The 12,009-nt window shown below is 63.7% G+C and carries 12 protein-coding genes; 8 read left to right on the top strand and 4 right to left on the bottom strand.

Annotated elements, in window-relative coordinates; translation table 11 throughout:
• Positions 1 to 85: 85 nt before the first annotated feature.
• Positions 86 to 2,545, top strand: a complete 2,460-nt coding sequence (locus AX709_RS12165) for an NAD-dependent epimerase/dehydratase family protein (RefSeq protein WP_007406280.1) — start codon at positions 86 to 88, stop codon at positions 2,543 to 2,545.
• An 89-nt stretch (positions 2,546 to 2,634) separates the two neighbouring features.
• Here AX709_RS12165 and AX709_RS12160 read toward each other — a convergent pair whose 3' ends face one another.
• A complete protein-coding gene (locus AX709_RS12160) occupies positions 2,635 to 3,375 on the bottom strand; it encodes a sensor histidine kinase (protein WP_066549652.1) in 741 nt (246 codons plus the stop codon).
• Between the two features lie 324 nt (positions 3,376 to 3,699).
• Between AX709_RS12160 and AX709_RS12155 the strand changes: the two genes are divergently transcribed.
• Positions 3,700 to 4,212 carry an Hsp20/alpha crystallin family protein gene (locus AX709_RS12155; RefSeq protein WP_066549613.1) on the top strand — a complete coding sequence of 171 codons (513 nt, stop codon included), beginning with the start codon at positions 3,700 to 3,702 and terminating at the stop codon, positions 4,210 to 4,212.
• Positions 4,213 to 4,316: 104 nt separating this feature from the next.
• Here the strand turns inward: AX709_RS12155 and AX709_RS12150 are convergent, their stop codons facing one another.
• Complete coding sequence (locus AX709_RS12150; RefSeq protein WP_066549610.1) at positions 4,317 to 5,051, bottom strand: Crp/Fnr family transcriptional regulator; 735 nt, start codon at positions 5,049 to 5,051, stop codon at positions 4,317 to 4,319.
• 86 nt (positions 5,052 to 5,137) lie between these two features.
• Positions 5,138 to 5,821: a helix-turn-helix domain-containing protein gene (locus AX709_RS12145; protein ID WP_231727519.1), complete on the bottom strand. Its 684-nt coding sequence runs from the start codon at positions 5,819 to 5,821 to the stop codon at positions 5,138 to 5,140.
• A gap of 423 nt (positions 5,822 to 6,244) precedes the next feature.
• Between AX709_RS12145 and AX709_RS12140 the strand changes: the two genes are divergently transcribed.
• From AX709_RS12140 to AX709_RS12130, 3 genes are all read left to right on the top strand, one after another.
• Positions 6,245 to 6,580 (top strand): DUF5335 domain-containing protein, encoded by a 336-nt coding sequence (locus AX709_RS12140; RefSeq protein WP_066549609.1) that lies wholly within the window; start codon positions 6,245 to 6,247, stop codon positions 6,578 to 6,580.
• Positions 6,581 to 6,611: 31 nt separating this feature from the next.
• On the top strand, positions 6,612 to 7,520 hold the full coding sequence (locus AX709_RS12135) for a YfdX family protein (RefSeq protein ID WP_066549607.1): 909 nt from the start codon (positions 6,612 to 6,614) through the stop codon (positions 7,518 to 7,520).
• Between the two features lie 167 nt (positions 7,521 to 7,687).
• Positions 7,688 to 8,899 carry a glycoside hydrolase family 130 protein gene (locus AX709_RS12130; protein WP_066549606.1) on the top strand — a complete coding sequence of 404 codons (1,212 nt, stop codon included), beginning with the start codon at positions 7,688 to 7,690 and terminating at the stop codon, positions 8,897 to 8,899.
• Positions 8,900 to 9,062: 163 nt separating this feature from the next.
• Here the strand turns inward: AX709_RS12130 and AX709_RS18655 are convergent, their stop codons facing one another.
• The gene (locus AX709_RS18655; RefSeq protein ID WP_156454261.1) at positions 9,063 to 9,518 is read right to left on the bottom strand and encodes a hypothetical protein; all 456 of its coding nucleotides are present in this window, start codon (positions 9,516 to 9,518) and stop codon (positions 9,063 to 9,065) included.
• Positions 9,519 to 9,565: 47 nt separating this feature from the next.
• On the opposite strand from AX709_RS18655, the gene AX709_RS12120 reads away from it, so the two are divergent.
• The 3 genes from AX709_RS12120 to AX709_RS12115 all read left to right on the top strand — a co-directional run bounded on the left by AX709_RS12120 (position 9,566) and on the right by AX709_RS12115 (position 11,897).
• On the top strand, positions 9,566 to 10,417 hold the full coding sequence (locus AX709_RS12120; RefSeq protein WP_066549605.1) for a class I mannose-6-phosphate isomerase: 852 nt from the start codon (positions 9,566 to 9,568) through the stop codon (positions 10,415 to 10,417).
• Between the two features lie 322 nt (positions 10,418 to 10,739).
• Positions 10,740 to 11,165, top strand: coding sequence for a glycine zipper 2TM domain-containing protein (locus tag AX709_RS18650; RefSeq protein WP_037569492.1), 426 nt, complete (start codon positions 10,740 to 10,742; stop codon positions 11,163 to 11,165).
• 69 nt (positions 11,166 to 11,234) lie between these two features.
• Positions 11,235 to 11,897 (top strand): 6-phosphogluconolactonase, encoded by a 663-nt coding sequence (locus AX709_RS12115; protein ID WP_231727518.1) that lies wholly within the window; start codon positions 11,235 to 11,237, stop codon positions 11,895 to 11,897.
• The last annotated feature ends 112 nt before the right edge of the window (positions 11,898 to 12,009 follow it).

Below are 12,009 nucleotides of genomic sequence, written 5' to 3'. Positions count from 1 at the left end.
TGCTCGCGCCATGCGCCGGCGTCGCGGTTGGGATCAGGTCGGCGTGGCCGTGAGGCCAACACGAGACAGATCGGGGTGAGCACACATGGATAAACCACTTGTCATCATCTCCGGCGCAACGGGCAATCTTGGACGTTCGGTGGCGGCTGTGCTTTCAGCGGATTACCGGATCGTCGGGCTCGATCTCAAAGCAGAGGCGCTGACCTTCCCGGTGATCAAGGTCGATCTTGCTTCGGACCAATCTGTGCTCGATGCTCTGGCGCAGATCCGCGCGAGCCATGGTGGACGCGTGGCGTCGGTGATCCACCTGGCGGCCTACTTCGACTTCACGGGCAAGGAACATCCGCTCTACCGGTCGGTCAATGTAGAGGGCACGCGCCGGCTCCTGCGAGCGTTGCAGGACTTCGAAGTAGAACAGTTCGTCTATTCAAGCACGATGCTCGTGCACGCGCCGTGCGCGCCGGGCGAACAAATCGACGAGAGCTGGCCGATCGATCCCCGTTGGGCCTATCCGAAGTCGAAGGCGCTGGCCGAAGAGGTAATCCGCGAAGAACACGGTTCCATCCCATATGCGATCTTGCGCTTCGCCGGGGTGTACGACGAGGAGTCTGCAGTCCCCACGCTCTCCAATCAGATAGCCCGGATCTACGAACGCGAATTCGAGAGCTTCTTCTACTCGGGCTCGCCGCTAGTGGGCCAGTCCATGGTCCATCGAGAGGATGTTGTCGAAGCGGTCCGTCTCGCCGTTCAACGCCGGGACACGCTGCCGCCCGATGCGGAGATCCTGATCGGCGAGCCCGAAGCGCTGGGGTATGATGCGCTGCAAGACGAGATCGGATATCTCATCCACGGCATCGAGGACTGGCCGACGTTGCGAGTGCCAAAGCCGGTGGCGGCAGTCGGTGTCTGGGCTCAGGATAAGCTCGAGCCCGTCGTCCCCGACGCAATCGACGAGGGTGAGAAGCCGTTCATCAAGCCCTTCATGATCCGGCTTGCAGACGACCATTATGCGCTGGATATCGGCCGCGCCGAGAAACTGCTGGGCTGGCGACCCCATCATCGCCTCAAGGATGAGCTCCCGAAGATGATCGCGGCGCTGAAGCGCGATCCTCTGGCTTGGTACAAGAGAAACGGTCTCCGGCCGCCGCACGATCTCGCCGAGGCCGCCGCGCTGGGCAAACATCCTGAGGAGGTCAGGCGGGCGAGCGACGAGCGCTACCGGAGGGAGCATTCCGAGACGCGCTGGGCGCATTTCGTGAACCTCATGCTCGGAACCTGGTTGCTCACTCAGCCGCCGCTGATCGGCGTGGTCGAGCCTCTGCTCCGCTGGACCGAGATCGTCTCCGGCGTGCTGCTGATCGTCTTCGCATCGCTGTCGCTGAGCTGGCACGCGCCTTGGGCGCGATGGGTATCGGCCGCGATAGGCGCTGTCGTGATGGCAGCGCCGTTTGTCTTTTGGACCGACAATCCAACAGCATACCTTTCCGACACGCTGGTGGGTATGTTGATCTTCGGCTTTGCGGTCGGGACAAAGCCCGAAGTGGGGCCGTCACCCCTGGCGCGAGTGACCGGTCCGCAGGTGCCTCAGGGGTGGACGTATAATCCCTCGAGCTGGACCCAGCGCATCCCGATCATCGCCCTTGCACTGATCGGCCTCTATGTCTCCCGTTACCTCGCAGCATATCAGCTCGGCTATGTGTCCGACGTCTGGGAGCCCTTCTTTCAGGGAAGCGTCGAAGACCCGCGCAACGGCACCGAGGAGATCATCACCAGCGAAGTCTCGGAAGCATGGCCTGTTTCCGATGCCGCGCTCGGCGGCTACACCTACGGCCTCGAGATCCTTACGGGGATCGTCGGGTCGCGCGCGCGCTGGCGGACCATGCCGTGGCTCGTGCTTCTCTTCGGGCTGATGATCGCCCCGCTCGGGATTGTCTCGATCTTCTTCATCATCATCCAGCCGATCTGGATCGGCACCTGGAGCACGCTGGCGCTGATCGGAGCCGCGGCGATGCTGATCCAGATACCCTACTCGCTGGACGAACTGGTGGCGGTCGGCCAGTTCCTTCGCCGCCGTGCACGGGCAGGCAAGAATGTGCTTCGGGTCTTCCTGTTCGGGGACACGGACGAGGGGGGGGCTGGTGACGTGCCTGACGAGTTCGACCGACCGGCCCGCGCGATCGTGAAGGACGTGGCGATCGGTGGCGTGAGCCTGCCCTGGAACCTGGCCATTGCGGCCGCGCTGGCGGCATCGCTCTTGTTCACGCGGGTCACGTTCGGCGCAGCGCCGCCGATCGCGGATTGGGATCACCTGCTCGGGTCACTGGCGCTGACCGTGATCTCGATAGCCGCCGCCGAGGTCGCGCGCTCCGTCCGCTTCCTGCTCATTCCCATTGGCGCGGCGCTCTGTGTTACGCCATTCGCCTTCGGCGCGGAGGCTCTGCACACCGCATATAATGTGCTGCTAGGCCTTGCGTTGGTCGGTCTCGCCATCCGGAGAGGCGAGGTGTCAGCCCAGTACGGGTCGTGGAATCGCCTGATTGCCTGACCAGGGCAGGCGCGGCAGGGCTCGTGACACGCGGCCGCAGCGCGGCTGAGACGGGAAGGGCGGCCGCGTTCTTTCGCGGTGGTATCGGGTCAGGACCTGCCCGGCGCTGCTCGCGGCAGGTGCAGGATGACTCGGGTTCCAGCGCCTTGGTCGCTCTCGACCGCGATATCACCGCCAAATTGGGTCGCGAATCGACGGACCTGGCCCAACCCGAGCCCGGTTCTCTTGAGCGACTGCCGCGTCGTGAAGAACGGATCGAAAACGCGGGTCAGAACGTCGGGCGCGATGCCTTCGCCGGAATCGACCATTTCAAGCCGAACGAAGTCGCCCGCTGCGCCTGCGGGGCTCGCCGTGCTTCGGAACGTGTTGAAGGCCCGCAAGACCAGCACGCCACCTTTTGGCATCGCGTCGGCGGCGTTCGCCAGGAGATTGAAGAGCGCAAACTGGAGATAATTGGGGAGGACGCGGACCGGCCAGAGGTCACGCGCGATCTCTGTCCGAAAGTCCACGCCGTCTCCCAGAATGGTGCTGGCCCGCGCTTCCAGCCCGCGGATCAGCGCTTCAACCGAAATCCGCTCGGTCGTCACGCCGCGATCGGTGCTGAGCTCCGCAATATCGTCAGCCAGGGAAGCGGCATTCCGGATCGCGTGCTTCATTCCGGCTACGAGGCGCGCCAGCTGCTGCTGATCCGCTCCGCGCTCGATCGAAACCAGACCGGAGGCGATCACCGCCAGCATATTGTCGAGGTCGTGCGCCATTCCACGCATCAGCATGTCGGGTTGGCGAACGACCCGATCGGCCGGGCTGCTCAACACAGTCGTGATGTCCATGACCACTCCTTCGGTCGCCGGATGCCAAGCTTCGGTCGCCATACAATGCCGGAGCATATCGCGACCGGCGCCAATCGGGGGCTGAGCTAAATCAGTGTTAGCCTGCCCGGAGCGCTTACCGATGAAGCTTGCCACCGGCCGCCTCGGCGGAATGACTGGAAGAACAAAAGTAGCGCGGAGAGCTTTGTGCCTTAGCCGGCGAAACGGCGCAATCACGCGCCGGCGCGCTCAGCCTAAGGCGACCGGCCACCCCAGCTTTCGGTCAGCGTGCCAGGCATGTCGGCGGCTCCGCGATGACGCTGTTCGAAGAAGGAGTTAGATGCCATGTCCATTCGTGATCTGATCCCCTGGAGCCGTCAGGAGAACAAGGTTCCCGCTCAGGTCAGCGCTGCGGGCGCTGCGAGCGACCCGGTGCTCTCGCTGCACCGGGAAGTGAACCGCCTGTTCGAGGATTTCTTCCGCGGCTTCGGTGTGCCGGCGCTCGCCGGCGTCGAGCGAGGGCTCCTCGCCCCGAGCGTCGAGCTTGCCGAAACCGACAAGGAAATCCGCGTCACGGCCGAGCTCCCCGGACTCGACGAAAAGGACGTGGAAGTGATCGTCGAGGAAGGCGTCCTCACGCTGCGTGGCGAGAAGAAGTCGGAGGTCGAGGACAAGGACCGGGGTTATTCCGAGCGGAGCTACGGGCGATTCGAGCGCCGCATCGGCCTTCCCAAGGGTATCGAGCAGGACAAGGCGAGTGCCACGTTCAAGAAGGGCGTTCTCACCGTCACGGTGCCGAAATCGGCGTCTGCCGCCGAGAACGTCCGCCGCATCGCCGTCAATTCGGGTCAGGCATGATAGTTACCGCCCGTGGGCCGCGTGCCCACGGGCGGGGCCATCTCAGTGATTGCGCCCGTTCTGGTGAAGCTGTCCCACTCCCGGCAACGGCATATCACACATGATCAGAGCAGAAGGCGAGGGTGCTCCCGAGTTGACAGGGTATAGCCCGAAAGGTTGATCATGAGCTGCCGGTTGCGGATCACGAGCGAGTTCGCTGCGATCGCTGCCAGATCGCCGCGGCGAAGTTCCTGCATCGAGCGGCTGACATGGGTCTCAGATAAGCCGAGGAGGTCAGCCAGATGGCGACGCTGAAGCGGGAAATACGACATCGCATCGTGCCCGAGGTCCAACGCAACGAGGCGATCTACAAGCTCAAGCAGGAAGTAGGCTAGGCGTTCAGCGCCATTCTGCTTCGCGACAAGCGCCATGCGGCGATCGGCGCGGCGCTGGTCCTCCATGAGCGCGAAGACCATCGCCTCGGAGAGGTGGCTGTGCCGCTGAAACAGCTCGTCGATACTGCGCCCTGTCAACACGCACAGCGTCACGGGGGTTAGGCTTTCGACACCGCTCTCCGAATCACCCAGCATCAACTGTTGAAGACCGATCAGGCTACCCGGCAGCAGAATGTCGATGATCTGTCGTTGCCCGGTTGGTGTAAGCTTGTAGCGATATGCCCATCCCGCATACAGCGTGTACAGCTTTCCGGCGAACCGCCCAGGCTCGATGATCACGCGGCGCGCAGGAACATCTATCTGATTATTCTTGAGGGCGCGCACAAAGCTGAGCTCGGGCGCTGTAAACTTCTTGAACAGCGCCAACCGGCGAAGCGCGCAGTCTTCACACGGTATGAAGTTCATTCGAGTCCGAACCCGTTCCCATAACCAGTGCGCTATAGCAGAGGTGGGCCCACATGTCACACGGCCGCTGTGTGGGCCCGGCGCCGTCAGGTCGTGACCACCGCCGCCGCGAGACGCGCAAGCCCGATCGGATCAAGGATTTCCAGGTTGCGCCCATTCACCTGCACATAGTTATGCCGTTGCAGCAGAGTGAATGTACGGGTCACGGTCTCGCTGGTTAACCCGAGATGGTCGCCGATGTCGGCTCTCGACATGAGCAGATGGAAGTGGCGACGCCCCTCCAGCCTCTGCATGAGATCGAGAAGAAAGAACGCCAGCCGCTCCATGGCATTCGACCGCCCGAGCAGGAAGCCGGTGCGTAGCGCGATCCGATAGGTCCGCAGAAACCAGGTCGTGATCGTGGCGCATGTGAAGTGATCGAACTGCGACAGGCCCTCAAGCACGCTGCGATCCGTCATGATGAGCGAGGTCGGGCACAGGGCCTGGGCGAACTGGCTGCGCACCTCGTCGCGTTCGAGCAGGATGAATTCCCCCGGCAGGTAGAAGCCACCGATCCACCGGCGACCATCCTCGGAGATGATGCTGGTTTGGATGGCGCCGGAGAGGATCCAGTAGAGGCCATCCGACTCGGGCCGCGCAGGGAGTTCCTGGCGGTCCTTCAACATGATGAGCTTGGAGTTGAAGCCATTTCCTAGAGGCGGAGGAACGACCTTTCGCCCGCGATTCATCGCGGGCGTCTCCGTCTCAAATGAGCTGCCGAGCCGTTCCACATGTCACGGTGCGTAACATATGTCACGATGATGGGCAATCTCAATGCCCGAGTCGTGCCACAGTTCGACCGGCAGAAGGCTGAGCTATGTCAGGGCGGCGGAGGGCCGGGCCTGCAATTCCAGGCGCGACCTGGAGAATATCGATGAGCGCGTTGAGCTGGATATCGGCCAAGATCGCGATCTCGCCGGTCCCGCCAGCGGGCGGCCGGGTGGATCAAGATCCGATGTTCAGGATGTCGGGAAGCGGCTCGGGAAGCTTTCCCCGGACCTTCCAAGGCATTCCCCAATTCGCAGCTCTTCCGGAGGAAGCGCTGCGGCAAACCGCGCCCCGCGGACCAGGGGCTCGATGCGGGACGGCCGATATCCTTTCTCGACGAGAAACCCCGGCGAGCGGTCCCTCGCCCTTTGTGAAGGAGTCGAACCGTGAACGTCGTTCCTAAGGCGGAATGGCCTCAATATCTGAACCGCGTGTCCCGCGGCCTTACCGGGCTTCGAGCCGAAATCGAAGTCGCATCGCTCGAACTCGGCGATCAGATCGAAGCGCAATACCTGCCGATCACCGGAATCTTCTATGACCACAAGGATGACTTGGTCGGTGTGACGCTCGAGGGGCTCGATCACATGATCCACCACCCGCAGTCGATCTATGTCGAAGAATCCGGCGATGGCGTTGCGGCGATCGCGGTGATCGATCGCGATGGAACGAATCACCTCATCAAGCTGAGGCGGCCGCTGGCGCTGCCCGCTCCCGACCAATGAGCCCGTATCCTCAACAACCAAAGGGAAGATCATGAAACGCAGTCTTTTCGCCGCGACGGCAGCCTCGGCCCTCATCTTGACGGCGGGCTGTTCCAAGCAGGACGCCGACAACCAGGCAGCCGAGAACACGACCACGGCGGCGAACAACGCCACCGCGCAGGCGACGCCGACCCCGCCGGTCGATCGCGAAGAGCTGCTCCAGGACGCCGTTTCGGCGCTGCAGGAGACGGAGAATGCTCTGGCCGCGCTCGACAAGAAGGATGCCAAGGCCGCAACCGCGGCTCTCGAGCGCGCGACAGGCAAGCTGGAAATCGTGCTCGCGCGCAACCCCAGCCTCGCTCTCGCCCCGGTCGACGTCAGCGTCGTCAGCTACGACGTCCTGGGTTCGGTGGACGCCGTGAACGCGCTGCGGAAATCGGCCGAGGACGCGCTCGAGGATGGGCGGTTGCAGGAAGCACGCCATCTCATCGACGGGCTGGCGAGCGAGACCGTCGTGCGGGTCAGCAATCTCCCGCTCGCGACCTACCCGGACGCGATCAAGGCGGCCGCGGTCCTGGTCGCGCAGAACAAGCTCGATGAAGCGAAGGCGGCGCTCGAAGCGGCGCTCAGCACGATCGTGATCCGCGACGTGATCCACCCGCTCCCGCTGACGCGGGCGAGCGCGGCGATCGAAGAGGCGCGCAAGCTGGCCGCGAACGCACAGCGGGGCGCCGGAGACGAGGCGAGGATTCAGCGACTGCTGACCACTGCGCGCGAGCAGCTCCGGCTCGGTCAGGCGCTCGGCTATGCGACCAAGGACGAAATGAAGGACCTGCTGAAGACGGTCGACGAGATCGAGGACGGCACCAAGAACAAGGGCGCGGCGACCAGCATCTTCGACAAGATCCGCGAGCGCTTCAAGAAGGCAACGGAGTCGAGTCAGCCTGCGGAGAAGAAGTGAGCTTTTGCACTCTCTAGGCAGTGCGGCAGGCGCGGACGCGCTCAGGTTCGACGGTTCCGCCGGTCGGCAACGAGGGGAAACATAGGACGATGAGTGCGGACGTTCCGATCCTGCGAAGTCCGCACTTCATCAAACCCGACCATCGAAGAACGGTTATACGAACCTTCATGCCCGGCGACTCGCCGAATGCCTTGGAGCGGGGTCAGACCCGGGCCGAGCGCATCGTCGGGCGGATCCTCGGCCTGCCTGAGGATGAATTGGCGGCCGAGTACGCACGGCTGCTGAGCGTTCTCTGCGGCCGTCACCGCGACGTGGAGAAGGTCTTTCTCCAGCGCTACGAGAACGCCAGAGAACTGCTCCGCGGGAGCTTCTCGGCGAGTGGCGCTCGCGCAAAGCTGATCGGCGCCTATTTCAGCGAGGAATATGCCTACCAGTCGGCTGCCCTGTTCAACCCGAGCATCGTCAGGCATCCGGATCAGTCGGGATGTCCGCCAGGCGCGCTGCGGTTCATCCTATCGCTGCGGGCGATCGGCGAAGGGCACCTTTCGTCCATCGCCTTCAGAACGGGCACCTGGCAGCCAGGGAGAGACATCGTCCTAGATGCGGCGAGCCCGCTGGCCGCCACGCCCCGAATCGAATATCCCGAAAACGATGATGCTGCTGTGCATCTTCATTGTGAGGACAGCCGCGACCTTTCAGAGACCGTCCTGTTCCCGATCCTCGAGCGGCAGCGCGGCGGCATCGAGGATCTTCGGCTCACCAGCCTCGAAATGGAGGACGGGTCGACACTGTTTGCAGGGACCTACACGGCGGTCGGGGGACGAGGGATCGCCCAGGAGCTGCTCGCCACCCGAAACTTCGTCGACTTCAAGATGCACCGGCTCGAGGGACCCATCGCCGCCTCGAAAGGAATGGCGCTGTTTCCCCGCCTGATCGAGGGCCGTTACGCGATGCTCGGCCGGCACGACAATGAGAATATTTGGCTTCTACTGTCCGAAAACCTGCATCACTGGGATGGCGGCATCAGGATCGTAAACCCGCAATGGACATGGGAGTTCACACAGCTCGGCAACTGTGGATCGCCGATTGAAACTTCCGATGGTTGGCTCGTCTTCACGCATGGCGTGGGAGCGATGCGGGAATATTGTATCGGTGCGTGCCTTCTCGATCGATCGGAGCCCAGCCGTGTGATCGCCCGCACACGCCAGCCACTGCTACGCCCGTCCCCGGAGGAGCGATACGGCTACGTTCCGAACGTCGTCTATAGCTGCGGCGCGCTGCTGAGCGGGAACGACATATTGCTACCATATGGCGTCGCGGACAGCTTCACTGCCTTTTCGACCTTGAGTCTTGATGCTCTGCTGGCCGCGATGGACTAGGCGGTATCGCAGGTTGACGGCCGTCGCAGCACTCCGACTGATATGGGTCAGCCAGCCGGACCGCTTCACTGCTTACAAAGCACTTCGTCTATCGGCGCCCGCCGACGCGCGATCTCGTGGAGCTGCCTGCGTGCCGCACACCTTGCCCCTTTGCCTGCTCCGGTCAGCACTCCTGATTGCGCTTCCGCTTAGCGGTGCTGGCGCGCTTGCGCAGGACGGGAAGCCTCAGCAGCCGGTCGGCGAGGTGTTGGACCGCGCGGGCAAGATTGTCGTGCAGCCCGCCCACGATGTGGGTGTCGCGAGGACCGAGATTCCGCCGGTGCTCCTCAAGGCCGCAGAGGATCCATATAGCGTGGAGAAGCTTGGAACCTGCCGCGAGCTCACAGAGGCGATCAAGGAACTGAGCAACGTCCTGGGCCCTGATTTCACCACTGCGCGCCAAAGGCGAGAAAATCGGGCCGGGAGAATAGCCGAAGCCGGCGGCAGGTCCGTGGTCAATGCCTTGATCCCCTTCCGCGGAATCGTCCGGGAGATAACAGGCGCCGCTCCCGCGCAGCGGCGCCTGAATGCCGCAATCGACGCGGGCTACGCGCGGCGTGGCTTCCTCAGAGGGCTCCATTACGCCCGCCACTGCCGCTCGAACTTCTAGAAGGGGAGGGGAACGGCTTGCCGGTTTTCCGCTTGGTGACAAAAACGGTCAGAAAGCCCTGGGGCCGGCGGTCGCTTGGACCTGGGTTCGACGACGTAAGTGCGGGCGAGGAACCGATCGGCGAAATCTGGTTCGAGGTTCCGCACGGGAGCGGCCTTGGTGAACCAGAGCTGCTGGTCAAGCACTTGTTCACAAGCGAGCGGCTCTCTGTCCAGGTTCATCCTGATGACGCCGCCGCGAAGGCGCACGGGCTTCCCCGGGGCAAGAGCGAAGCCTGGCAGATCCTCGAGGCAGAGCCAGGGGCGAGCATTGCCATGGGATTGCGTGAGCCGATTACAAAAGACCGGCTGCGCGCCGCGGCCAAGGACGGCTCGATCGTGGCGCTGCTCGATTGGAAGCCGGTAAGAGCGGGTGACTTCTGGTACGCACCGGCAGGCACGATCCACGCCATAGGCGCCGGTCTCAGCCTGATCGAAATCCAGCAGAATGTGGACGTCACCTATCGGCTCTATGACTATGGTAGCAACCGCGAGCTCCATCTGGACGAGGCAGTGGAGGCTGCCCGCCCGGCGCCCTACGACGCTCCATTCGCCCCATTCGAGTTGGCGCGGGGCAGGCGCGTGCTTGCCGCCGGAGGGCCGTTCGTGGTGGAACGCTGGGCCGACGCTTTTACCGGCATTCTGGCGCCGCGGCGAGGCGAGCCGGTCTGGTTGATACCCCTCCGGGGCGAAGCGGTCGTGGGATCGGAGCCCATAGAGCCAGGCGGCGTGTGGATCGTCGCTGGCGATGCCGGCGTCAACTTCACCGGCTCGTGCGAACTTCTCGTCGCCTATTCCGGCCGAGCGGTGCACGAGGCGCTCATCAGCTGATCTTGAAGTGGACCGGCAGTCCTGAAGCGGGCTCCCGATCGAACCGAAAATGGCTTGTTGAAATGAGCTAGATCAGTGCCGGACGGAGGTGCTGCGCATAGCGAAGCCGATGATCCCGCCTCGGTGGGCTTCTCCAAGGATGGGCCTTGAAATGCCTGCTAGCCCGGTTCGCTGCACCACAATCCTGACATTGCTTCTGGCCTGCGGGAATCCCGCGATTGCGCAGACTTCCACCGCTTCGTCTTCAAGCCCAACCGAAGGCCGCAGCGAGCAGTACAACGTACCGCCGCCGCCCGGCTACAAGCCGCCTCCTGGCCGGTTCGTGCAGTCGGACCGCGAGCGCGAGGAGGACGATCGCTACAGCCGCGAAGCCGAACGGTGGGCGGCAGAAAACTGTATTGCCGATCGCCGAAGCAACGTCGCTGCAGGCGCGGTGATCGGCGGGCTGATTGGAGCGCTTGCTGGTTCAGGGCTCGCGGGTCGCTACGATAGAGCCCCGGCCACCGTCCTTGGCGCGGGTGCAGGCGCGGTCGCGGGCAGCGCCATCGCGAGGAACGCCAGCCCCGACTGTCCGCCCGGGTTCGTGGTCAAGGCAGCGCCCGAGCCTTTCTATCCGCCACCCGTCTATCCGCACGTCTATGTGGCGCCGCCGTGGTATGATCCCTGGGTATGGTACGGGGGCCACTGGATCTACAGGCCCTATCCCTATCACCGATACTGGTACAAGCGCCACTGGCGACGCCGCTAAGTGCCGGAGGAGTCGGAAGTCCTTGGTGTGCCTGAGCCGCTATGGCACGGGTTTGCCACTCCGGAGCATTTGGCCGAGAGCCTGGTCCGAGAGGTGTCGGGCATCATCACCGATCGTCTGAATACGGAAGGCGCCGCCTTCGTCGCCTTTCCGGGTGGCAGGTCGCCTGCACGCGCCTTCGAATTCCTTGCCCCGCGCGCGAGCGGGTGGCGTGGGGTCACGGTCATCCCCACCGACGACCGCCTCGTGCCGCCTGGCGACCGGCTGTCCAACTATGGTCTGCTGGAGAGATATTTCGCGGCGGGGCAAGCACAGCTCATCCCTCTCGCAAGACCACCATTCGATGATCCTGCCGCGGCGGCAGACGCAGCCGAGCTGAGGCTTTCGGACCTGGCTTGGCCGCTGGATCTGGTCTGGCTCGGCTTCGGCTTGGACGGTCATGTTGCCTCGCTCCTCCCGGGACCCGACCTTCCCGTCGCGATGCGTTATCCTGACTGGAGGCGCATCGCTGGCGTCAGGCCCGTGCCGCTTCCGGCCGAGGCGCCGGTGCCCAGAGTGACGTTGACGCTGAGCGCCATTCTCTCGGCAAAGCGACTGCTGATTTCCGGCAGCGGCCGGGATAAGCTGGAAGTCGTCAAACGGGCCCTGGATGAGGGTGCGGAGTCGCAGATGCCGCTCGGCATCGTCTTAGCTAAAGCGAAGTGCCAGCCCGATCTGTTCTGGAGCCGATAGCTTCGAACTTTGTCGCTGGATCGGCTCGCTTCGCGGGCGTCTCTCGTGCGGGGCCGGCTCAGCAAGCTCTTTGCGAAAAAGCATGGCAGCGAAAGGCTGGGAGTCGTGGAGA

Origin of the sequence: Sphingomonas sp. CCH15-F11 (genome assembly GCF_001557005.1) — a bacterium.
Classification (GTDB): Bacteria; Pseudomonadota; Alphaproteobacteria; order Sphingomonadales; family Sphingomonadaceae; genus Sphingomonas.
The sequence above is the reverse complement of the archived record's forward strand: the minus strand, read 5'-3'. Positions and strand labels throughout refer to the sequence as shown.